The organism is Chryseobacterium sp. NRRL B-14798, assembly GCF_050470705.1.
Taxonomy (GTDB): domain Bacteria; phylum Bacteroidota; class Bacteroidia; order Flavobacteriales; family Weeksellaceae; genus Chryseobacterium; species Chryseobacterium cupriresistens.
On sequence record NZ_JBFLUL010000005.1, the window covers coordinates 1547088 to 1569280 of the forward strand.

The window sequence follows — 22193 nt, forward strand, 5'->3', positions numbered from 1 at the left end:
ATACTATTATTTTACCTGAAGTACAGAACGGCTGTGGCTGAAACATTCAAAACTGAACTTTCCGTGATATTTTCCCATTCCCGAAGTTCCTACGCCTCCAAAAGGTAAATAATGAGAACCTACATGGATAATGGAACTGTTGATTTCAGCATCACCGCTTGTGGTATGGTTTAAAACATAATCTGCAAATTTCTGATCTTCCGTGAAAACATATAATGCAAGAGGTTTTGGACGGCTGTTGATTTCCTCGAGAGCTTCTTCAATATTATTATAGGTCATAACGGGAAGGATAGGGCCGAAGATCTCCTGCTGCATCACCTGATCATCCCAGGTCACGTTATCCATTAAAGTAGCTTCAAAATGACGGGTTTCAAGATCATAATGTCCTCCGTAGATTACTTTTTCCGGAGCAGCTTCCAGGTAACCTGCCAGATGTTTAATTTGGTTCTGGCTTACAATTTTCCCGATTTTCCCCAAAGAATTCCCTTCATAACTTGTATTTAAATGAGCTTTAAATTTTTCTATAAAAACATCTTTTACAGACTCATGGATATAAATATAGTCGGGAGCGACACAGGTTTGTCCGCAATTTATCCATTTTCCGTAGGATATTCTTGCCACAGCTTTATCCAGATCGGCATCTTTATGAACAATGGTGGGAGATTTTCCTCCAAGTTCCAGCGTAACCGGAATTAATTGTTCGGCAGCGGCTTTCATCACAATTTTCCCGACATTCGGGCTTCCGGTAAAGAAAATATAATCGAAAGGTAAGCTGAGTAAAAGAGTATTTTCCTCAATAGCCCCCTGAATAACGGCTACATAAGATTCATCAAAAGATGCTTTCACAATATCTTCAAGCACCTGCGCGACATGTGGTGTATTTTCAGAAGGTTTTATAATGGCTGTATTTCCGGAGATCAAAGCTCCGATTAACGGACTGAATGTTAACTGAACAGGATAGTTGAAAGGACCAATAATATAGGTAACTCCATAAGGCTGATACGTTACTTTACTTTCCACTTCCGCACCTGAAGGATGTGGTTTGGAAGGTACAGAAGTCGGTTTTGCCCATTCGTCAATATTTTCCAGCAAATAATCAAGTTCGCTGATCACTATTTGAATCTCCACATATTCCGCTTCTTTTCTGTTTTTTCCCAAATCTGTATCCAAAGCCTCACAAAGTGCATCGGTATGCTGAAGAAAAACATCCCGGAATTTTCTTAATTGTGCTTTTCTGAATTCAATATCTTTTGTCTGATTGGTTTTGAAAAAGGATTTCTGCTGTTGAAATATCCCTTTGATTTTTTGTTCCAGGTTAATATCCATTGGTATATAATTTAATATTTGAATTGGTGTGAAATGGTAATAAATTTACAAATAATTTCACTCTACAAATGTATTGCTTAAAATTAAATTGTGTAAAATTTAATTTTATATTTTATTCTAATCCTATTATTGATGTTACCTATAATATGACATATTTCTTTTGAACCATTAAGATTATATGAAGGTCCTACGAATATTAAGATAACCTTCTCTTCAATCTTTAGATCAGAATGATTCATCTTAACTATACTTTATTTTTTCCATCCTTCTTAATGGTTTTATTACATCCTGCATTTTTAAAGATGTAAAGAAACTCAAAATGGCTGATCTATATTTTTATCTATTTTAAGCAGACTTAATTTTATAAAATGAAATAAGATTTTTTATCTTTGAAACATGAATTGGGAGAACATCGCCGGACAGACGAATCTGAAAAAACTTCTTAGAGAAAGCATTGCTGAAAACAGAGTGAGCCATGCCCAACTTTTTGTAGGAAAGGAGGGATACGGAACACTGCCAATGGTATTGGCCTATGCACGGGAAATTTTCAGCCAGGAAAATGAACATGCTGCTGCGAAGGTTGAGCACCTCAATCACCTGGATCTGCATTTCAGTTTTCCGGTTTTTACGGATAATAAAAACTCATTAAGCAAAAATAAATTTGACGAGTTCAGAGAAATGATCCTGGCTTCTCCTTATGCAAGCTACGACGACTGGACCGCTTTTTTAGAATCAGAAAATAAACAGTTATTTATTTCTGCGGATGAAGTGGATGATCAAAACCAGAAATTTTCTTTAAAAAGTTTTGAAGGCGGAACCAAAATTCTTATTGTCTGGAGAGCAGATAAAATGAATATCGCGGCTTCCAATAAATTTTTGAAATTTTTAGAGGAACCACCCGCAAAAACAGTCATTCTGCTCACTGCCGAAAGTACCAATGATATTCTTCCTACCATTCTTTCCAGGACACAGATTGTAGAGATCCCGAGAATTAATGATGAAGATATTGAAAATTATCTTAAAAAGAACTTTTCTGTTTCCGAAGATAAGGTAAGAGAAATTGTTCATGAGGCGCAGGGAGACCTCAATGACGCCATTAAGCTTCTGAACTCAGGAGACAAAAGCAATGAGTTTGAAAAGCTTTTTGTACAATGGGTAAGAGATGCATTTATGGTAAAAAAGAAACCGGAATATCTCAGAAGTATTATTTTATGGGCAAGGGAAATTGCTGGGTGGAACAGAGAAAAGCAAAAAAACTTCCTCAATTATTGTTCTGAAATTTTCAGACTGGCGCTGCTTCAGAATTATCAGTCCGAAAATCTGGTTTATAAAAAGATCAATGCGAACGGTTTCAATTGGGCCGGTTTTTCAAAATTTATCAGCGGAGCCAATATTGAGAGCATTTTAGAAGAAATCAATGTTGCTGATCTGCACCTGACCAGAAACGGAAACCCCAAAATCGTCTGGACCGACCTGGGAATAAAATTATCAAGATATATTCATAAAAGCACATAAATAAACTCCGGGATTTACCGGAGTTTTTGTTTTTGTTCTGGACAGATTATTATTTCAGCTCTATTTTCCTTATATTTTTACGTTTACTTCAATTGAATGCATTCTGAAAATATTAACATTATCGTTCAGGTTTTCCCGAATATTAATTCAAAATAAAACTCTTTTAATCAAAAAGTGCCTTTCCTGCGCTTTCAGCATATATTATAGAAACCGTCTTTTCTTTGTAATAAATTAAATCTATATTAAAAAATCAATCAATCGTTTGATTTGAATGAAAACTTGTGTACATTTGCGCCCTGAAAAATGAACACTAACATGATTTCAAAAGAAGAAAATATATTATTCGCTGCCGAGAAGCTCTTTGCAGAACAGGGATTCGAAGGAACTTCCACCCGGGAAATTGCAAAGGCGGCGAATGTAAACATCTCTATGATCTCATATTATTTTGGCTCTAAGGAAAAACTTTATGAGAAATTAGTGGAATACAGAATGAATGAAGGTCAGTTTTTCTCAAAAGACCTTTTGGGAAGAACAGACATCAACGAATGGCAGAAGATTGAAAGAGTAATCGATCAGTTTTCTCACAAGATCCGGACTCAAAAATGTTTCTACAGGATTATGCAGAGAGAGCAGCTGCATACCAAGAATCCTCAGATTATAGAATTTTTGAAGCAAACCAAAATGGGATTCCTTTCTATGTATTCGCAAATATTGGAAAGTGGTCTTAAAAATGGAATTTTCACAAAAAATCCACCTATTTATCTCCTTCATTCTACCGTAAGCGGAACCTTGTTTTATGCATTCAATGCAAAAGAAATGTATAAAGAGTTCCTGAATGAAACAGAAGATGAAGAAGCTTTTGATGAAAAATACTACACAGAACTTAATAAACATATTAAATATTTACTAAAAGACCTTTTAGGTTATGAAGAGAATAAATAACTCAGTGATTGCATTATCACTATTCGTAGGAATAGCAAATGCGAATGCTCAGGAGAAAAGAACACTTACTCTTGACGAGGCCGTGCAGCTGGGAATCCAGAACAGCAAGAATCTCAAGATCGATGCAGCCAAGATCGAAGAGGCTACAGCTGATCTTTTGGAGGCTAAAAACAGACAACTGCCGGAATTAAAGGTGTCTGGTAGCTATATGTACCTTCCGATAAAACCGAATGTTGATATCAAACTTTCTGGTCTTGCAGGAGGAGCTGGCGGACCTGAAATACATCAGGTAGTTTACGGTTCTGCTAATCTTAGCGTTCCCATTTACAGCGGTGGAAGAATCAAATACGGAATTCAGTCAGCAAAATATCTGGTAGAAGCTTCTAAATTAAGCACGGAGAATGATAAAATTGCCATTGCTTATAACGTTGCCCAGGCTTATAATAACCTGTTTAAAGCCAACCAGTCCATCAAGGTTTTTGAAGAAAATCTTGCCGCTTCTCAAAAAAGAGATGAAACCTTCCTTAAAATGGAAAACAATGGTTTGATTGCAAGAAACGACAGATTAAAGGCAAATCTTCAGACCTCAAATATTGAACTTCAGCTATTGGAAGCCAAGAATAACTACAATATTGCCAACATCAATATGGATTTATTGCTTGGTCTTCCCGAAACAACGGAACTGGCAGTAGATGAAAATTATATTGAAGAAGGAACAGATGTAAAACCTGTTGATTATTATGTTAATGAAGCCAGAGAAAACCGTAAAGATTTACAGGCTCTGGCACAACAGAGAAAAGCGGCAGAATTAGGTTCGAAAGCAGCAAAAGCAGAAAATCTTCCTTCCATCGCATTTACAGGAGGTTATGTAGCAGCTGATATCCCTAAGTTTCTTACCGTATACAATGCCATCAATGTAGGAATCGGGGTTTCTTATAACCTGTCCAATCTTTGGAAAGAAAATTCTTCATTGAGACAATCGCAGGCGAGAGAAAAACAGCTTGCCGCTACTGATGAATTACTGAATGATAACATTAAGCTTGATGTCAACAGAGAATATCAGAACACAGACTATTCGAAAAAGAGAATTGCTGTTTTTGAAAAATCGGCGGAACAGGCTAATGAAAATTACAGAATTACCAAAAATAAATACGACAACGGTTTGGCAACCATGACTGAATTGCTGGATGCAGACGCAGCTCAGATTGCTGCCAATGTTGGCGTGATCAATGCTAAGGCAGATGCTGCACTGGCATACAGAAAACTATTACAGACAACAGGAACTTTAACAATTAAATAATCAGATCGAAACCAAAATGGAAAATAATAATACACAGGCAGCTGAACCTAAAAAGAAAAAAAGTTTAGTTTTTCCTATCATTTTAGCGGCAGTAGTAATCGGAGGAGGAATCTACGGTTACAGAGCCTTTACTTACGGACAGTATCACGAAGAGACTGATGATGCTCAGATTGCTTCCAATATGGCACCGGTAATTTCTAAAATCTCCGGCTATGTAGCTCAGGTAAAAGTAAAAGACAACCAGTTTGTGAAGAAAGGAGATACCTTGGTGATTTTGGATAACAGGGATCAGAAAATGGCTCTGGAACAGGCTCAGGCAGCTTTATCTACAGCCAGAAGCAATATTTCAAATGCAGAAGCTACTACCACAGCTACTTCAAAAAATATAGGTTCTTCTGAAGCAGCGGTAGTTACTGCTAATGCTCAGATAGAAGCAGCAAAAGTAAATGTCTGGAAAACTTCTCAGGATTTGAAAAGATATGCTAATCTTGTAAAAGACCATTCTATCACGGAACAGCAGTATGAGCAGGCTTTGGCAGCAAAACAATCTGCAGACAGACAGTTGCAGGTTTTAGTGGATCAGAGAAACCAAATTGCTCAGCAAACTCACATCGCTTCTTCTCAGACGGCTGCAAGCTCACAACAAATCAGTGTGGCAGGATCTGTTGCTAAACAAAGAGAAGTAGATGTAGAAAATGCAAAATTGAATTTATCCTATACTGTAATCCTTGCTCCTGAAGATGGATACGTAGGAAAAGTACCTACGCAGGCAGGTCAGTATCTGCAGGCGGGAGCTCAGTTGTTTGCTTTGGTTAAAAACGACCAGAAATGGGTGGTGGCCAACTTTAAGGAAACGCAGGTAGATAAAATGGTAGAAGGGCAGAAAGTGAAAATTGAGATTGATGCCTTCCCTGATAAAGAATTTGAAGGAGTGGTAAGCTCATTCTCTCCTGCTACTGGAGCTACTTTCTCTATTCTTCCTCCGGATAATGCAAGTGGTAACTTCGTAAAAGTAGTTCAGAGACTTCCTGTAAAAATTGATTTTGTAAATCTTGACAAGAATATTGCCAAAAGATTAAGAACAGGAATGAACGTGAAGGCAGAAGTTGCTTTGAAATAACATTTAAAATTGTTAAAAGTCAATGAACTTCGTTGTCAATAGTGAATCAGCTTTGCTGTCAATTAAACGGCAGGCTTTACAATTCACCATTCACCTGCGAAGCAAAATTTGCCATTGATTTTTCACATCGAAAAAAACTTATGCAAGATTCATTAGTAGAATATGGAGCGCGGAGAGTAATTATTACGATTACGGCTATCCTTTGTGCCCTTCTTGAAATTGTAGACTCCACGATTGTCAATGTTGCCTTGAATGAAATGAAGGGGAATCTTGGAGCTACGCTTTCAGAAGTAGGGTGGGTGATTACAGCGTATGCCATCGGGAATGTTATCATTGTTCCGATGACGAGCTGGCTTTCACAGCAGTTTGGGCGTAGAAATTACTTTGCGGCATCCATCATTATATTCACCGTATTTTCATTCTTATGTGGAAATGCGACCAATATCTGGGAACTCGTGTTCTTCAGATTGATGCAGGGAATTGGGGGTGGAGCCTTATTGGTAACCTCACAAACGATTATTACGGAATCTTATCCGATTGAAAAAAGAAGTATGGCTCAGGCTATTTACGGACTTGGGGTAATTATCGGTCCTACACTAGGTCCGCCTCTTGGAGGATACATCGTTGATAACTTCAGCTGGCCCTATATTTTCTATATTAATATTCCGATTGGGATTGCTGCAACGCTGATGACGCTTCAGTTTGTAAGAAGCCCGAAATATGCAGAAAAACGTAAAGCTTCAGATGTTGACTGGCTTGGAATTGCTCTGCTGGCAGTTACAGTAGGCTCATTACAGTTTATTCTGGAAAGAGGACATGAAGAAGACTGGTTTGAAAGTGGAATGATCGTGGCCTTTACTGTAGCAGCAATTTTAGGATTTATACTCTTCCTTTGGCGGGAACTTACCTTCAAGTACCCGATTGTTGAGCTCAGAGTACTTAAAAACAGTAACCTGAGAATCGGGACTATGATGTCATTCGTTCTTGGATTCGGATTGTATGGTTCTACATTCATCGTTCCTTTGTACACCCAGAGTATTTTGGGATGGACAGCACTTCAGTCAGGAGCTTTGATGATTCCGGCTGCATTAACGACAGCCTTCATGATGCCCATCATTGGGAGACTACTGGCAAAAGGAGCAAAACAGCAGATCCTGGTTTCATTAGGACTATTTATCTTCTTTGTTTACAGTTTCTGGGGATACAAAATTCTGACCCCGGATACCAGTAAAGATGCCTTCTTCTGGATGCTGATTGTAAGAGGAGCAGGTCTGGGATTATTATTTATTCCGATTACCTCTTTGTCATTAAGTACCCTGAAAGGGCAGGAGATTGGTCAGGGAGCAGCCTTTACAGGGATGATGAGACAGCTGGGAGGATCTTTCGGGATTGCAGCGATCACCACCTTTATTGCCAATGCGGGACAGAAGTACAGAAATAACTTAATTTCCCACCTGGACGAAAACAGTTTTGATGTTCAGCAAAGACTGGCAGCATTGAAGGCCAATTTCATAGCGAAAGGGATGACTCCTGATGCAGCAATGAATGCCGCCTATAAAATGCTCGACTTATCCGTAACAAAACAGGCCACTGTTTTATCTTATATGGATGTATTTCTTTACCTCGGAATCGTATTCCTGATATGTATTCCGTTTATCTTACTCGTAAAAGAAAGAAAAAGCAAAGAAAAAATAGATTTGAGTGAAGCCATGCACTAGATTTAAAAAGACCTTCGGAATTTCGAAGGTCTTTTTTTGTTGTATCTGCCTTAACATGATAATAAACAATACTTTCTGTTTTCATTTTGTTAAATAAAAAATAATATCACTTATTGGAGAGTTTATTTATTTTTTCTAGCTTTACATCACCAAATGAAAAAAATATGAATAAATTCCCTCACCTTGTAATAATCCATTCAAAAAGGATTTGCCGGAATGCTGCCTCATACTTTATCTGATTTCCGGTTATTGAACTGAAAGACCTGGCTGTTCTTCACTTGCTTTTTATAGTTCATAAAGACAATTTCCCAATATCCGAAAACGGTATGAAGTATTGTATTCCGTTTTATTATTTAGCTAAATCATGATTTCAAGCCACTAATAACTTATTATATATGAATCAAATTCAACTGCCGGAAACTTACGCGGCATTATCAGATTTCAGAAAAAATGATGTCTATCTTCCTGAAATGAATCAGGCTCAGCTTATTGCAGATTTCTTTCCCGGAACTTTTACAGAGCTTACCCAGCGCCTCTCTGATATTACAGGGGCTTTTTATGGAGGCATGCTCAAACAGATTGGAAAACTTTACGGAGCTGAAGCTATTGAACAGATTTCCAGTACTTTTATGTACGATCTGGGATCAAGAATGACACTGAGGAATCTTGAAGTAAAACCCAATTTGCAGCCTGGAATTCCGGCTGTTGCAAAAATATTGATGGGAGCAGTTTTTACATCCAGTCCTGAATATAATTTTGAATTTAAAGAATTAAATGACTACAAATGCGAATTGCTCATTAAAGGAGTAGACCGTTACCACAAAATCACCCATAGCCTGCAAATTGCAGGTCTGTTGAAATGGCCAGTCATCAAACCTTTTATACAGGGCATTTGCGACACTATGGGACTGGATGTTTTACTTGAGATAAAAGTACTCAGACTTGATCCGGACAGCAAGTGCAGCTATCATGTCATGGTTACAGAAAAATAGCCTTCAACATAAATAGTACCTGAAAATTGTACAGGCAGCATTCAATAGGAGCGGACTTTAGTCCGCTTTCTCTATAATAAATCAAGGATAAGTTTTAGTCTAAACATGAACCCGCGTCTCGCACCCCGCATCGCTAATCAATCCTTTCTATCCATTCAATACCACTCACATCAATCAGTTTCAGACTGTGGATATCATTTTTTTGGAAAATATCATCAATATTCAGTGTCACATCAGCTTTTGCTCCTAAGGGAATTATCAGACTGTGTTTTCCCGGTTTCACTTTGGCAACATAATGATTCTGAATATCCTCTTTAGGAATTCCGGCAAGTTCTTTATGATCCAGTTCCTTTAAAATCTTTCCGTTTTTGTCGAGGATATGAATCCCCATCAGAAAAGAGCCATACACATCAGCACCTTCCGTCCTGTAAACTTCAAATGTTAACTTTGAGTGCTGATGAGAGATTTTTGAAATTTCAAGCTTGGGTTTTACCGATTTATTGTGAAGTGTTCCCCACACACCTCCATGAAAATACTGATTGGTAAAAAGAGTTAACCCCAATATGATGAGTGAGCCTGCCAGTACAAAACCCTTTGGATCTGACACAGGAAAATTTCCTGAGCCAAGCCATTGAAACCATCTTTTTTGAGTGAATTTTTTGTTGTTTTTCATGAAATAATGATCCAGAGAATAAGGACCACTTCCTGTGAGAAACATGACAAATCCACCGGCTACACCCAATACACCAATCTGCCACTCGTCAAGGCAGGTTGTTCCCAGCCAGCCGGAACCTAATAAAATCCCGAGAGCAAGGCTGAAAATGGCAATACTCATCAGCCTGGTAAATAAACCGAGGATGATGAATAATCCGACAATTGCCTCAATAATCGTAAAAATCATCATGGAGCGTTGTAAAGCATCGGGATGAGTCACCAGATATTCAATAACAGGTTTTATTCCAAGTGCATTGGGTAAAAAATGGTTGAATTTTTCCCCGATATATCCTTTTTCGTCGGGAATAAGTTTGTTTTCAAGGATGAGACGGCGCCAGAACGCTGAAAAGTAGGTCCATCCGATAACCATACGGAGGGATAAAGTATATAATCCGGCCATGTCTGAAGACTGGCTGTTTAAGGTATGTTTCATTGAAATTAATATTGTGTTGTAAAAAACTGTTTTTTATAATCTGACTTAAAAAAGTTTAAACCAGATGAAGTCTCAGTCTTTTAAACAGAATATATTTCGGAGGGCTGTTCCCGGTAAAATGCCCGGAATAGTTATTGAGAAAAGCTTTTTCTTCAAAAAGATTGGCCGTAGCTGAATTAAAACCAGATAAAAACTTATGGTACTGGTTTTGAATTTTGGTTTTTGAAACTGCAGTTTCTGAAGAAGCAAAAGCGGTATCACAGCTGAAAGAGAGCGATGAGGTTGTTTTTACCTTATTAAGCCCGCTGATGTACTGAATGTCAAAAATATCAAGGACATTTCTTTTGACTGAGCACGGAGACAGCGAAAACACCAATATAAGCATCGTAATGACACCTTTATAAGTTTTCATATGAAGTCCTGAACTGGGCATAATTACAAAACTACGCTTTATTTCAATGTAAGCTTAATAAATTCCAAAAAATGATCCTGCTGATCTACAAATAAGTAATGAGAGCAGTTATCAATCAGTTTAAAGTTTCTTTTTCCGGCAATATTTTTAAGATCATTAAGTTGTTTTTCTGAAAATATACTGTCATTCTTACCATATATGGCAAAAACAGGAATTCCTTTCTTTCGGATATCTTTTAGAACTGTAGTATTGTCAAGGTTATTTAAAGGTTCATTCTGATAAAATGTAAGAGGAGAGTTGGGGTTTCTTATATTGTTTTTATAAAATTCTCCTGTAAGGTATTTCTTTCTCAGATTTTCACTTTCTGGAGTAGGGTTGGGCATGTCAAAAAAGCCAAGTTTTCCAGCCGTTTCATAGCATCTTTTTCTGTAGGCTGCGGAATTTTTATCCAGATTTTCTATTGCTGAAATCTCTTTTAGCTGCACAGAATCATTTTGGAAATGCTCTTTTGCCTTTTTAAGAATATGGTTATAGGTCTCCTGCTGGGTAAATAAAGCGCCTGCAAGGGTGAGTGACTTTACCTTGTCAGGAAATTGTTCCGTAAACAGAGTTCCGATAATTCCGCCGAAACTGTGAGCAATAATATTGGCTTTTTTGATGTTATAAGCGGAATAAATACCTTTTAAATCCTCAAAACTTTCTTTAAATGTCATGGTTGCACTTTCATCTTTTGAACGTCCTTCACCGCGTCTGTCATAAACAATGACATAAAATCCTTTGTCGGCAAGTTTTTGCGCGGTAGTCCCCTCAAATAAAGTTGCATTTCCTCCCGGCCCGCCATGGATAAAAATGACAGAAGGGTTTGTAGGTTCTCCATAAGCTTTAGAATACAAATTCTGTGCTTTACAGAACATTGAACCTATCATCAAAAGAAGGGAAAACAGTAATTTCATGGTAATTGTTTTGAGTCTTCTAAACTACTAAATTTCTCTGGACAGAAAGTTATAAAACTTTTTTTACGGCTGTTAAATCTAAAAATTAAAACACTACTGACGAACAGTTGTCACAATCCTGCTTTATCTTTACAGTCAGAAAGTTTACAAAATAGAAAATATACAGAAATGAGTTACTGTTTAGCAATAGAAGGAATGCAGCCTGAGAGCAGAAAAGAACTGCACAAAAATTACCATGATAACCACTACGGATTTCCTATCCATGATGATAATGAATTGTTTGGAAGACTGATTCTGGAAATTAATCAGGCGGGACTAAGCTGGGAAACGGTTCTGAAAAAAGAAGACAGTTTCAGAAAAGCTTATGACCAATTTGATATTCAGAAAATAGCGGTTTATACAGAAGAAGACCGTGAAAGGCTGTTGAGTGACCCTGGAATTATCAGAAATAAATTAAAGGTAAATGCTGCCATTGAAAATGCTAAAACAATCATTGAATTACAAAAGGAATTTGGATCCTTTGAAAAATGGCTGGAGCATCATCATCCACTGACTTTGCAGGAATGGATGAAGCTTTTCAAAAAAACATTCAAATTTACAGGTGGAGAAATTGTAAACGAATTTCTTATGAGCACCGGATATCTGAAAGGAGCCCATCATGAAACCTGTCCTGTACACTCGGAAGTATTGGCTCAAAAGCCTTTGTGGAAAGAGGTTGAGGGGAAGTAGAATACGACTTTCTTTGAATTAATAAGTCTGGATTCCTACAGAATGAACTATAGAATTGTTTGACATTATGCATACACTCAGTCATTCCGATTTCTATGACAAAAACAAAGAATTATTATAGTTTTTTTCATATAGTTTCCCCGTTCTGATCATTGCAAAAATTCTATGAATAATTTTGTTTCTCACAGCGTTTAAAACTGCCATTTTGTTTTTACCATCACTTATCTTTCTGTTATAATATATTTTTAAATCATTTTCTAGTCTCACAGCTCTCATTGCAGCCATATGGAGTACTGTTTTCAATGATTTATCCGCATAATAAGAAAGCTTAGGTTTAAATTTTATTGATGTTCCAGATTGATAGCCAAAGGGGACCACACCTGCATAACAAGCTAATTTTCTGGGGTTATTAATCTTTGTAAACCCTTCCGTTTTGGCAATAATCATCCAGCTTAATACTTTTCCTACTCCTGGAATACTTTGTATACATTGCTTCTTGGAGTATAAATCTGAGTCATTATCAATGATTTGTTCTATTTCATCTTCTAAAAAATTTATATGCTTTTCTAAAACTTCAATCTCCTTTTTATTCATTTTTAAAAATTTAGAATCATATCCTATATTTTCAAGTTGTGAATAAAGATGTCTTTGTTTTAATAAAGAAGCTCTTAGCTTTATCTTAGAATTTCGTTCAGAAAACAGCACTTTAATTTTCTTTATGTTATCAGAGCATGGTTTCCATTCTATGAGCTCTTTTTCATGTTTTTCTGTGAACTCACAGATCCTTTTAGCATCAATTTTATCATTTTTACCCCTTATTAAGCCTATGCTTTTCTTTAAGTGTAAGGGGCTAAGTACAAAAACTTTAAAATTAAAATACTCCAGAACCTGATATAATTCCCAATTATATCTTCCTGTATTTTCCATGGAAACTATAATCTCAGATTTCGATTTTTGAAAGATTTTGAAGAATACTTTGATTGCCTTAGCTTCATTGGCAATAACATAAAAAGAATAAGAACCACACTTTTTAATACAGATATCCAGTGTCTTAGCACTAATGTCAATACCTATTACAATTTTTTCCATACTTTTGGTTTAATTTATAAATGGAAGAGCAATTCATCTTATTCTTAACACCTTGATAATGGGCTTTAAATCCCGAATTTCTATTTAAGCCTTTTGATGAAAAAGCATTTAGTTCTTTATCGGAATATGAATCATATTCTAAGGAATCTATAGTGTAACTAAATGCTTGCTCTTTTCTAAATGTAATCATTTATTTCATAGAACTAATCTAAAGGTAGGAATCCAGCTTCCGAAAATTAAGAATAGAAAAAGAAATTCCATTTTATATGTCAGCTGGTAGCTAGGGTTTTAAGCTCTGGCTCAAGCCCATTTCTATTGAATTGATCGATCAGATCATTTTTATGTGCCTGTCTCCGTTGAGTGTAAGATCTTTGCAAAAATCTTTTAACCAAACCTTTTACTTGTTTTCCATAATCTGTTTATGCTCATTACCCCATTTTTCAAACTCAAGAATGATGGGCCTCAGCTTATAGCCGATTTCTGTAAGCTCATATTCTACCCGTGGAGGAACTTCGGCATATACGGTTCTGGTAATGATTTTGTCCTCTTCCAGCCTGCGGAGCTGGAGAGTAAGCATACGTTCAGTAATGTTCTGAAGCTTCTTTTTTAGTTCCCCGAATCTCATTTTCCCGTTGATAAGATAACAACAGATAGCCAATGCCCACTGTCCTCCGATAATATTGGAAGCATAGATTTCCGGACATTCATCAGCAAGTGCTTTTTTATTGGCAAAATTGGTTGAGGTTTCCTTTATTTTAGTCATTACTTACATTTTTTATAGTACCATACAATAGGTTGCTAATGTACGAAATGTAAGTAACGTGTTGTAATTTTGTAACAGAAATTTAAACAGAATGAAGACTTTAGTAATTGTTACCCATCCTGATATTGAAAAATCAGTGATTAATAAAAAATGGATCGACGAGTTAAAAAAATATCCTGAGAAATACACGGTTCATCAACTGTACGAAGCTTATCCTGATGGAAAAATCAATGTGGCAGAAGAGCAGAAGCTGATGGAATCGTATAACAAGATTGTATTTCAGTTTCCTTTTTACTGGTTCAGCAGTCCGCCGCTTTTAAAACAATGGCTGGATGAAGTGGTTTTGTATGGCTGGGCGTATGGAAGCAACAGCGGTTTCAAACTGGCCGGAAAGAAAATGACACTGGCTGTTACCGCAGGAATAGATGAAGATGGATATTCTGAAACAGGGGAATATAAATACACGATGAATGAACTTTTCCGACCTTATGAACTGACTTTCGATTATATAAAAGCCGATTATAAAAAACCATTCGTGTATTATGGAATTGAAAGAGATTCTTCCGATGAATGGATCAACAGAAGTGTTCCGATGTATCTGAAGTTTCTGGACAATTTATAACTGAATGAAAGTAAAATTGAACTTGAATTAAAACGGGTTCAATTTACTTTTGTATGTATTCAAAAGGCTCCACATTCCAGTCCTGTACATATTTCTTTATGGTATTACTGTCAATATTAAAGGGAACATCCTGATATTTCCAGCCTTTTGAAGGAACTTTTACATCCATAAGGTAGTTTTCAATAGAATAGATGTCAAGTATCGCTGAATTATCGGGTTTTATAGAATCAAAAATGATCAGAAATTTATCTCCTTTCTTATAAGAGAAATTGGCTGTTTTAGAATAGATAATACCATTAACATCATATTTGTAATCTATTCCTACACCATTATTATTTTTGTGATGCCAGTCTGATATAGCTTCTCCAATGGTGTATTTTGGGCTTTTGAGTATATTGTTTATTCCTAAATGGGCACTAATTAAACAAAATATGATAAAAATTACAGTGGCTATCAAAATAATAATGTGAAACTTTTCTGAGATCAATTTTTTCATGCTCCAGTTCTATATTTCTTGTTGAACTTCTGCAGATCTATTGCCTGCTCCTGGAAATATTCTTTAAATGTATCTGAAAGATTTATATCTTTAAATTTCACAAGGGTATATCCACTGTCAAAAGCAATAATTTCTAAAATGCTTTCTTGAATTAAAAAATGATCAGGTTCCCAAATACTTGTATCTTCAACAGATAAGATGGAAAAGGCTGAAGTATCGGGTTCAATAGTATTTGGAACGGCTGAAATGATCCCCCAAATGATCTGAGTATTGCTTTGATAGAGCTGTTCAAATTCCGGATGATCCAACACAAAATAATCTTCATCAAAATTAATGGGAAGAGTCTGATCAGATATAAAATCTAAATCCGTCAAAATCCATTTATAAATGGCAAGATCATTCCATATAGGTTTCAAAACCTCATGAAGATTGGTATGGAATTTTACCTTTTTTGTACTTCTGATAATCCAGTTCATTTATTCTTTATTTAAAACCCTGTTTATTCTTTTCTCTGCTTCTTTTTTTGTAATGCCATTATAAAAGTCGTATACAAACGGATGCTCATAGCTTTGGTGAGGATAAACAAAGGGACGCCCGATAGAATTATTGACTACTACAGTTGTAGGAACACTTTCCTCAAACTCATAATCCGGAAGATAGGTGGAAAGCCATCCGAAATATTCAGCTTCAAATTCCTTGTTATCATAGTTTTCAACATATTCATTGAAGCTTTTTTCACTCAGTGAAACCCAGATTCCATAATCCAGATCTCTACAGTCATCTGTGACTTCCTGTACCAGAACAGTACGGATAAATCTATGGGTATCTTCAGGATCTTCAACAACACATAAATCTGAGGTAAGTTCAGTATTTTTTAACTCTTCTTCCGATAAGCAGTAATAGAAATAAGGAGCATTATAGGATATCGCAGGCCAGTCTTCTTTCTCTTCTCCGCAACATTGGCAGATGTATTTCATCATCGTATTTTATTTATAATGTTGATTAAATTTAAAAGCAAAAACCCTTATCCCACCGTAGGCGTATCCTCTTCTTTGAGTATTTTTTTCTCCTTCATCGTAAGCATCATTCTTTCATATTTGTACTTTTCCCAATCAAATGTGTTGAGAAAATCAAGGGCAGCCTGAAAACCTCTGTTGAAGAGTTCTTCCTTTTCTTCTCTTTTCATAAAGAAATTCAGCCAGCTGCTGGTGCCGCAGTTAACGGTCTGTATACTGTATAGCTTATAAAAAGTATGTTTGGTAAGGAATGTCTTATCATTAAAACCTTTCAGGGTACTGATGATATTTCCTGCGTAGCTGAACGGTGTTTTAAGGATTTCTTCACTGGTTTTTCCTTTTTCAGAAAGAATGGCAGAATCACTGGTTAGCTGTACCCCAAAAAGAGGCATTCTCGGATAAAAAACTTCATCCGCGTGAAAAAGGTCAATAGGGAAGTTGGAAATACTGCCGCCATCAATGAAAACTCCTGCCGGATTTATATTTTCCGGTTGGGTATTCATCCAATACCTCCAGGCATATTTTACAGAATCATCGTTTCTGTTAATTTGTTTCTGGAAAGGTTCAAAGAAAAAAGGTACCGCCATAGAGGCTCTTACAAATTCAGCCGGGCTGATGTGCTTCAGTTCCTCTTCGGACCAGTAGAGATTGGCCATCGTAGGAAGTTCTACTTTAATTTTAGCATTGATATCAGTGGTAATAACCACATATTCTGAGGAAAGAAGGTAAAACGGATTGTTTTTATAATAATCATTATTGACGGCACTTTCATAGAAAATTCTGTACCGGGTCTGGTCAATGTGTTCCTGATTTTTGATTTTAATCTTTTCAATGCTTTGCAAAGCCATCTGATAATATTCCTGCCCGTTCCCATAACGGTAGCTGAGATTGAGGTCTTTTTCTTTCTGAATGAATTTTTTATTGAGATCGGCAACTGTTTGTATTCCAAATTGGGCCAGCGCATTCTGCATGGTATTCTGAAAAACATTTCCGGGATTCAGTCCGCTGTTTTCTTTTCTGAAATTATTATAAAGCTTTTTAATACAGAAAAAGAGAATGACAGCCGGAATCAATGGAATCAGGAACATCAGCTTGGCATTCAGGATTGTTGTGGGAGGAGCCAGAAAAGGAATGCTGAGCAGAATAATGAAAAGAATGACTGCAATGATGGCATTGATTTTAAAAAAATCTTTGTTGTTCAGCATCGCATGAAGAGTCGTTTTTACATAGGTTTTCCCATCCATAAAATCAGCAAAATTCCAGCTGAAAAGTATATCCTTGATCAGCTCACTTTTAGGTTCTTCTTTGGTTTTGCAGGCTGCAATAAGCATGGTATTAATAGCTCCGGCACTCGTTCCTGCTACTTTCAGAAAACGGATTCCGAATATTTCCAGACCATAAAGATAGCCTACCAGTGCACTTCCCCAGACACCGCCACCTTCCTGTACAAACTCTATATACTGATTACCGGACTGATCCAGAATATCAGAGAATTCTTTGGCAGTTATATTCCCGTGTAAGGCAAGCAATTTATCTTTTGATGCCTGTGAAAGAGAAGGATCTTCCAGAATTTTGTTGAGGTTTTCGGTAGTCATGGTATTTTGTTTTGAGGATGTGCCGGTAAAAGACAAAGATCATCAATTGGATTATTAAAATCTTTGTGCCTTTGTATTGATATAAAAATGAATCACCACTGTTTTCGCCTTACATAAATAAATGTACTGATTACTACAGTAGCCATCGCTCCCAATGTTATAAAATATCCATACTTATGATGAAGCTCAGGCATATTATCGAAATTCATCCCGTAAACTCCGGCAATGAAAGTGATTGGTAAAAAGTAAACAGAATAAATGGCCAACACCTTCATCACCTGGTTGGCTTTTTGGTCCGAAAGTGCCAGGAACATGGAAATAAGGTTGGTAATCTGAATGTTTAAATGATCAAAATCGGCAACTACATCCTTATGTTTATCTTTCAAATCGACAATTTCTGAGTCCTGTAAATTCAGCAGTTTAAATTTATCAATAGCATCCGTAGAGATTACCAGTACGCGGGAATTCAAGCCCGATTTTCGTTTCAGTTTGTAAAGACGGCGGATCTGGCTGGTATGATTCGTGTTTTTAAGAAAAATTTCATTTTCTATATTGTCCATCGTTTCGAACAGACTTAAAGATTCATCGTCAAAACTTTTCATAATTAAGATAGCAATCATCAGGGTGATTTGCTGAGGAGTAACATCTTCCTGAATCAGGGAGACTTTTTTCTTGGTCTCTGTGATACTTCTGGTTTTCATCCTGTGGATGGTAATAATGGTATTTTCAACCAGAAAAATCCCAATCTTGGTACTGATATCACTGATGGTATTCAAATTCTTTCTTTCCAGTTCGGTACTTTCACGGAGTAAAAAGAATTTTACATTCCCGTCTTCTTCATATTTCGGAAGGTGATTAGGATCCATCGTATCTTCCAGAAGAAGGTTGTTGATTTCATATCTTTCATGAAGAAATTTCAGGTCTTCTAAAGTAGGAGCCTCTACATCTACCCATTCGCACTGGGAGGTTCTGTATATCGTATCAATTGGCATAAAGTAAAAATACTAATATTTTGAAAAACTATGTGTTAAATAAGTTTTATCTTTGCCAAAATTAAAAAACTATATGATTAAAAGTACAATAAAAGGTGTGGGATTTTATGTTCCAGATAACGTTGTTACAAATGATGATTTAGCAAAACTAATGACTACCAATGACGAATGGATTACGGAAAGAACAGGTATCAAGGAAAGAAGACACAGAAAAAACAGATATGACTCTCAGGAAACCAGCGCTTATCTAGGTTTTAAAGCTGCAGAAAAAGCCATCCGCAATGCTGGTCTTACCTCAAAAGATATTGATTATATTGTTTTTGCAACGCTTTCACCGGATTATTACTTTCCGGGATGTGGTGTCCTGCTTCAGGACATGCTGGGATGTGATACGATCGGAGCACTGGATGTAAGAAATCAATGTTCAGGATTTGTATATTCTATGAGTGTGGCCAATGCATTCATCAAATCCGGTACTTATAAAAATATTCTTGTGGTAGGAGCAGAAGTTCATTCTTTCGGATTGGACTTTTCTGACGAAGGTAGAGGAGTTTCTGTTATTTTTGGTGATGGGGCAGGAGCAATTGTTCTTTCTGCATCAGAAGATGAGAATGCAGGAGATATTTTAGCAATGAATATGCATTCTGAAGGAAAATATGCTGACGATCTTTGTACCCAGTTCCCGGGTTCAAAATTCGGATGGAGCGACAGAATGAGAAAAGATCCTGAAAATGTAACGAACAAAGAAGTATATCCGATCATGAACGGAAACTTCGTATTCAAGCATGCGGTAACAAGATTCCCCGAAACCATGATGGAAGCTTTGAACAAAGCCGGAAAGACGGTTGAAGATCTTGATATGTTTATTCCGCACCAGGCGAACTTGAGAATTGCCCAGTTTGTACAGGAAAAATTCGGATTACCGGATGAGAAAGTCTTCAACAACATTCAGAAATACGGAAATACAACCGCTGCTTCTATTCCTATTGCTTTGAGTGAAGCGATAGAACAGGGAAAAATAAAAAGAGGTGACCTTGTACTTCTTTCAGCATTTGGAAGTGGATTCACCTGGGGGAGTGTTTTGTTTAATTTTTAATTTTTCATCATTTAATAAATTAGGCAGTTTTTTTAATTGATTTTATCTAATTGGTTGATTTTTAATTAATTGATTTAGGTGATGCATAACAAGACAAAATAAATCAAAAACCATAAACTTTAGTTTATGGTTTTTCTTTTGTAAAAGATTATATATTTTTTATTGTGATCATAGTAGTTGATTTTATTCTTTGCTTGTCAATATGTTGTATTTTTTTTTGTTGATTTTTAAACTTGCGAAGAGTATAGAACTTATAAGATATTTTATCATTTTTAATTGAGAATATTCATTATTATTAGGATGATTTGATTGTTTTTTCTTGTAATTTTACTTTTATTAAAAATTCTAAAAACAAAACATGAAAAACTATTTATTATCTGGGGCTTTTTTAGTTCCTTTATTTTCGTTTGCCCAAATTGGGATAGAAACTTCGACTCCTCAGAAAACTTTGCACGTTAACGGATCATTACAAGTGGTCAATGAAATCAATGTAGGAGGAAATGCCACAACAGCAGGTTCTGCAGGAACCACCGGTCAGATTTTAACTTCTAATGGACCAGCAGCCGCTCCTTCATGGCAAACCCTAAATACAATAAGCGGAACTATTAACGGCGCTTATTATGTACAGGGAACTACTACTGCCAGTGCTAATGCAGGACAAACAATAGATGTACCGGGAGTTACCTATACAGTAACTGTTCCGGCAGGAAAAACGCAAACCTTTTTGTTTACGATTATAGGTTATGCCCTTGATATATCCTCAGGAACAACTTCTCAGGGGGTTTTCACGCTTTTGCAGAATGGAACTAAAATTTCGTCTGCTTATGTCTCTAAAGCAGGTATTTTCTCTAATAGTGGTTTGTCGGGAGGATTAGTAAATATGCCTGTTCCTGTTACTTTTTTAAAATCTGTCAGCCTGTCTTCAGGAACATATACGTTCAAGGTTCAGTATGTTTCTTGGGTTGGTACAGCAAGTGTAAATGTAGTTCCTTCCACTTTTGCCGGATATAATGGTGATACCGAAGCAATGCTTACCAAGATGCAGATTCTGGTATATAATAATTAGAAATAAGCACTTTCTTAAAAAAACAAAACCCGCAGAACGGAAGTTCTGCGGGGTTTTGTTTTATGATTAGAATAACTCTTAAAGACTCTTCAATAATTTTTCTGTGTCTGTAGAATCCTGTCCTGTGCTTTTTGCCAGTTCAATAGACTTTTCAGCCCATATTTTTGCATTTTTCTTGTCACCTACCTTATTGTAAAGATTGGCTAAAGTATCTGTATTGGCAAAGTTCTGGTTTTTCTTTACAGATTCCTGCGCCCATGCAATGGCTTTTTCCAGAGAAGCTTTATTGCTCACATTTTCAAAGAAGTTCCATGCAAGAGAGTTCAGTTCTTCAGAACCTGCTGCAGAATAATCTTTGTAGATATCAAGGATCAGCTTTTCATACTCAGGAATATCTTTATTCTTTAAAGCCCTGTTTGCTTTCATTCTTTTTAAGATCTTGTCGGCCTCTTCTTTGCTTAGAAATTTCTGAGCTTCAGCCATAAAATAACTGTCATCCCATTTTTTAGTCTCTGCATTATAAGCTTTTTTAGAAATGGTATTCAGCTTGATATTTTTCTCAAACTTTTCGTATTTATCTTCCGGAAAGAACTTAACGATATCAGCCTTTTTATCCTGAAAAATTTTGTATAAAGGACTGTCTGTAGTCTGTACTCCTGAAAGAAGCATTTGGATATCTTCCTGATCTAAAATTGTTTTCTGCTGAAAGTAACGGTTAAGAACTTTCCCGGCAAACTCAGCATCGTTATACATAGTAAGGCCTGCAAGATTCTTTAAAAACTCAGGATCTTTTTCCCCTTTTTCAAACTGCTGTTTCAGAGAAGTCAGTCTTTTGTTTGGATCTTCCGCGTCTTTTGCAAACTGGATAAAGTCTTTTTCTTCCACATATCCTAAAGTTCTGTGTACAGCTTCACCATTTCCGTCAATAAACAGGTAAGTAGGAAATGCTTTTACATTATATTTTTTGGCCAGCTCAATTCCTTCTCCTTTTTCCATATCAATTTTAGCATTGATAAAGTGGGAATTATAGTAATCACCTACAGACTGAAGTGGGAAAATATTTTTAACCATCAGTTTACAAGGTCCGCACCATGAAGCATATGCATCAATGAAGACCAGTTTTTTTTCTTTTTTTGCTTTGGCAAGAATGGAGGCAAAATTGCCTTCTTCAAATTTAATTCCCTGTGCCCAGGCTAGGACCCCTATAAAGATTGAGGAAAGTATGGCTATTTTTTTCATAAAAACTTTTTATTCCATGCAAATGTAATAAATATGACGACACCTGAGCCGTCCATATTAAAAAT

Annotated in this window: 22 protein-coding genes; 10 read left to right on the forward strand and 12 right to left on the reverse strand. The window is 36.4% G+C overall.

Features of this window, described 5'->3' with window-relative positions:
- Positions 1-6: 6 nt before the first annotated feature.
- The gene (gene mdlD / locus AB1278_RS07375) at positions 7-1326 is read right to left on the reverse strand and encodes an NAD(P)-dependent benzaldehyde dehydrogenase MdlD (RefSeq protein ID WP_343643676.1); all 1320 of its coding nucleotides are present in this window, start codon (positions 1324-1326) and stop codon (positions 7-9) included.
- A 396-nt stretch (positions 1327-1722) separates the two neighbouring features.
- Here mdlD and AB1278_RS07380 point away from each other — a divergent pair, with 396 nt between their 5' ends.
- From AB1278_RS07380 to AB1278_RS07405, 6 genes are all read left to right on the forward strand, one after another.
- Positions 1723-2841, forward strand: a complete 1119-nt coding sequence (locus AB1278_RS07380) for an ATP-binding protein (RefSeq protein WP_429813358.1) — start codon at positions 1723-1725, stop codon at positions 2839-2841.
- A gap of 303 nt (positions 2842-3144) precedes the next feature.
- Positions 3145-3783 carry a TetR/AcrR family transcriptional regulator gene (locus AB1278_RS07385; RefSeq protein ID WP_202838980.1) on the forward strand — a complete coding sequence of 213 codons (639 nt, stop codon included), beginning with the start codon at positions 3145-3147 and terminating at the stop codon, positions 3781-3783.
- Positions 3767-5083 (forward strand): TolC family protein, encoded by a 1317-nt coding sequence (locus AB1278_RS07390; protein WP_395974520.1) that lies wholly within the window; start codon positions 3767-3769, stop codon positions 5081-5083. The genes AB1278_RS07385 and AB1278_RS07390 overlap by 17 nt, the downstream gene beginning before the upstream one ends.
- A gap of 16 nt (positions 5084-5099) precedes the next feature.
- The gene (locus tag AB1278_RS07395; protein WP_202838983.1) at positions 5100-6203 is read left to right on the forward strand and encodes an HlyD family secretion protein; all 1104 of its coding nucleotides are present in this window, start codon (positions 5100-5102) and stop codon (positions 6201-6203) included.
- Between the two features lie 140 nt (positions 6204-6343).
- Positions 6344-7921, forward strand: coding sequence for a DHA2 family efflux MFS transporter permease subunit (locus tag AB1278_RS07400; RefSeq protein WP_062674556.1), 1578 nt, complete (start codon positions 6344-6346; stop codon positions 7919-7921).
- A 395-nt stretch (positions 7922-8316) separates the two neighbouring features.
- Positions 8317-8913, forward strand: coding sequence for a hypothetical protein (locus tag AB1278_RS07405; protein WP_343644183.1), 597 nt, complete (start codon positions 8317-8319; stop codon positions 8911-8913).
- 133 nt (positions 8914-9046) lie between these two features.
- On the opposite strand, the gene AB1278_RS07410 is transcribed toward AB1278_RS07405, so the two are convergent.
- From AB1278_RS07410 to AB1278_RS07420, 3 genes are read right to left on the reverse strand one after another with little or no spacing between them, the layout of a single operon-like run.
- Entirely contained in the window at positions 9047-10060 is a 1014-nt protein-coding gene (locus AB1278_RS07410) for a TQO small subunit DoxD (RefSeq protein WP_343644185.1), read from the reverse strand.
- Positions 10061-10115: 55 nt separating this feature from the next.
- Positions 10116-10493 carry a hypothetical protein gene (locus AB1278_RS07415; RefSeq protein ID WP_343644186.1) on the reverse strand — a complete coding sequence of 126 codons (378 nt, stop codon included), beginning with the start codon at positions 10491-10493 and terminating at the stop codon, positions 10116-10118.
- Between the two features lie 17 nt (positions 10494-10510).
- The gene (locus AB1278_RS07420; protein ID WP_343644188.1) at positions 10511-11425 is read right to left on the reverse strand and encodes an alpha/beta hydrolase; all 915 of its coding nucleotides are present in this window, start codon (positions 11423-11425) and stop codon (positions 10511-10513) included.
- A 168-nt stretch (positions 11426-11593) separates the two neighbouring features.
- Between AB1278_RS07420 and AB1278_RS07425 the strand changes: the two genes are divergently transcribed.
- Positions 11594-12154 carry a DNA-3-methyladenine glycosylase I gene (locus AB1278_RS07425; protein ID WP_429813366.1) on the forward strand — a complete coding sequence of 187 codons (561 nt, stop codon included), beginning with the start codon at positions 11594-11596 and terminating at the stop codon, positions 12152-12154.
- Positions 12155-12247: 93 nt separating this feature from the next.
- Here AB1278_RS07425 and AB1278_RS07430 read toward each other — a convergent pair whose 3' ends face one another.
- A complete protein-coding gene (locus AB1278_RS07430) occupies positions 12248-13243 on the reverse strand; it encodes an IS110 family transposase (RefSeq protein WP_429813369.1) in 996 nt (331 codons plus the stop codon).
- Positions 13244-13640: 397 nt separating this feature from the next.
- A complete protein-coding gene (locus AB1278_RS07435; RefSeq protein WP_202838989.1) occupies positions 13641-14006 on the reverse strand; it encodes a winged helix-turn-helix transcriptional regulator in 366 nt (121 codons plus the stop codon).
- Between the two features lie 91 nt (positions 14007-14097).
- Here AB1278_RS07435 and AB1278_RS07440 point away from each other — a divergent pair, with 91 nt between their 5' ends.
- Positions 14098-14628 carry an NAD(P)H-dependent oxidoreductase gene (locus AB1278_RS07440; protein ID WP_343644227.1) on the forward strand — a complete coding sequence of 177 codons (531 nt, stop codon included), beginning with the start codon at positions 14098-14100 and terminating at the stop codon, positions 14626-14628.
- Positions 14629-14671: 43 nt separating this feature from the next.
- Here the strand turns inward: AB1278_RS07440 and AB1278_RS07445 are convergent, their stop codons facing one another.
- The 5 genes from AB1278_RS07445 to AB1278_RS07465 form a co-directional block, all read right to left on the reverse strand.
- Positions 14672-15124 carry a hypothetical protein gene (locus AB1278_RS07445; protein WP_343644226.1) on the reverse strand — a complete coding sequence of 151 codons (453 nt, stop codon included), beginning with the start codon at positions 15122-15124 and terminating at the stop codon, positions 14672-14674.
- Positions 15121-15600: a hypothetical protein gene (locus AB1278_RS07450; protein ID WP_343644225.1), complete on the reverse strand. Its 480-nt coding sequence runs from the start codon at positions 15598-15600 to the stop codon at positions 15121-15123. Before AB1278_RS07450 ends, AB1278_RS07445 begins: the two co-directional genes overlap by 4 nt.
- Positions 15601-16104, reverse strand: coding sequence for a DUF2199 domain-containing protein (locus AB1278_RS07455; protein WP_343644224.1), 504 nt, complete (start codon positions 16102-16104; stop codon positions 15601-15603).
- A gap of 44 nt (positions 16105-16148) precedes the next feature.
- Positions 16149-17735 carry a patatin-like phospholipase family protein gene (locus tag AB1278_RS07460; protein ID WP_429813374.1) on the reverse strand — a complete coding sequence of 529 codons (1587 nt, stop codon included), beginning with the start codon at positions 17733-17735 and terminating at the stop codon, positions 16149-16151.
- Between the two features lie 92 nt (positions 17736-17827).
- Complete coding sequence (locus tag AB1278_RS07465) at positions 17828-18727, reverse strand: magnesium transporter CorA family protein (protein WP_202839000.1); 900 nt, start codon at positions 18725-18727, stop codon at positions 17828-17830.
- Between the two features lie 73 nt (positions 18728-18800).
- On the opposite strand from AB1278_RS07465, the gene AB1278_RS07470 reads away from it, so the two are divergent.
- Together AB1278_RS07470 and AB1278_RS07475 are read left to right on the forward strand one after the other, a co-directional pair.
- Positions 18801-19823, forward strand: a complete 1023-nt coding sequence (locus AB1278_RS07470; RefSeq protein ID WP_202839002.1) for a 3-oxoacyl-ACP synthase III family protein — start codon at positions 18801-18803, stop codon at positions 19821-19823.
- A 358-nt stretch (positions 19824-20181) separates the two neighbouring features.
- Positions 20182-20889 (forward strand): hypothetical protein, encoded by a 708-nt coding sequence (locus AB1278_RS07475; protein WP_202839004.1) that lies wholly within the window; start codon positions 20182-20184, stop codon positions 20887-20889.
- Positions 20890-20967: 78 nt separating this feature from the next.
- Here the strand turns inward: AB1278_RS07475 and AB1278_RS07480 are convergent, their stop codons facing one another.
- Entirely contained in the window at positions 20968-22128 is a 1161-nt protein-coding gene (locus AB1278_RS07480) for a thioredoxin family protein (RefSeq protein ID WP_202839006.1), read from the reverse strand.
- Between the last annotated feature and the right edge of the window lie 65 nt (positions 22129-22193).

Coding starts and splice junctions, on each gene's coding strand:
- AB1278_RS07395 (WP_202838983.1), top strand. CDS start 5,100: ATGGAAAATAATAATACACAGGCAGCTGAACCTAAAAAGAAAAAAAGT.
- AB1278_RS07405 (WP_343644183.1), top strand. CDS start 8,317: ATGAATCAAATTCAACTGCCGGAAACTTACGCGGCATTATCAGATTTC.
- AB1278_RS07380 (WP_429813358.1), top strand. CDS start 1,723: ATGAATTGGGAGAACATCGCCGGACAGACGAATCTGAAAAAACTTCTT.
- AB1278_RS07475 (WP_202839004.1), top strand. CDS start 20,182: ATGAAAAACTATTTATTATCTGGGGCTTTTTTAGTTCCTTTATTTTCG.
- AB1278_RS07420 (WP_343644188.1), bottom strand. CDS start 11,425: ATGAAATTACTGTTTTCCCTTCTTTTGATGATAGGTTCAATGTTCTGT.
- AB1278_RS07445 (WP_343644226.1), bottom strand. CDS start 15,124: ATGAAAAAATTGATCTCAGAAAAGTTTCACATTATTATTTTGATAGCC.
- AB1278_RS07390 (WP_395974520.1), top strand. CDS start 3,767: ATGAAGAGAATAAATAACTCAGTGATTGCATTATCACTATTCGTAGGA.
- AB1278_RS07455 (WP_343644224.1), bottom strand. CDS start 16,104: ATGATGAAATACATCTGCCAATGTTGCGGAGAAGAGAAAGAAGACTGG.
- AB1278_RS07470 (WP_202839002.1), top strand. CDS start 18,801: ATGATTAAAAGTACAATAAAAGGTGTGGGATTTTATGTTCCAGATAAC.
- AB1278_RS07410 (WP_343644185.1), bottom strand. CDS start 10,060: ATGAAACATACCTTAAACAGCCAGTCTTCAGACATGGCCGGATTATAT.
- AB1278_RS07460 (WP_429813374.1), bottom strand. CDS start 17,735: ATGACTACCGAAAACCTCAACAAAATTCTGGAAGATCCTTCTCTTTCA.
- AB1278_RS07430 (WP_429813369.1), bottom strand. CDS start 13,243: ATGGAAAAAATTGTAATAGGTATTGACATTAGTGCTAAGACACTGGAT.
- AB1278_RS07450 (WP_343644225.1), bottom strand. CDS start 15,600: ATGAACTGGATTATCAGAAGTACAAAAAAGGTAAAATTCCATACCAAT.
- AB1278_RS07385 (WP_202838980.1), top strand. CDS start 3,145: ATGAACACTAACATGATTTCAAAAGAAGAAAATATATTATTCGCTGCC.
- AB1278_RS07415 (WP_343644186.1), bottom strand. CDS start 10,493: ATGCCCAGTTCAGGACTTCATATGAAAACTTATAAAGGTGTCATTACG.
- AB1278_RS07480 (WP_202839006.1), bottom strand. CDS start 22,128: ATGAAAAAAATAGCCATACTTTCCTCAATCTTTATAGGGGTCCTAGCC.
- AB1278_RS07400 (WP_062674556.1), top strand. CDS start 6,344: ATGCAAGATTCATTAGTAGAATATGGAGCGCGGAGAGTAATTATTACG.
- mdlD (WP_343643676.1), bottom strand. CDS start 1,326: ATGGATATTAACCTGGAACAAAAAATCAAAGGGATATTTCAACAGCAG.
- AB1278_RS07465 (WP_202839000.1), bottom strand. CDS start 18,727: ATGCCAATTGATACGATATACAGAACCTCCCAGTGCGAATGGGTAGAT.
- AB1278_RS07440 (WP_343644227.1), top strand. CDS start 14,098: ATGAAGACTTTAGTAATTGTTACCCATCCTGATATTGAAAAATCAGTG.
- AB1278_RS07435 (WP_202838989.1), bottom strand. CDS start 14,006: ATGACTAAAATAAAGGAAACCTCAACCAATTTTGCCAATAAAAAAGCA.
- AB1278_RS07425 (WP_429813366.1), top strand. CDS start 11,594: ATGAGTTACTGTTTAGCAATAGAAGGAATGCAGCCTGAGAGCAGAAAA.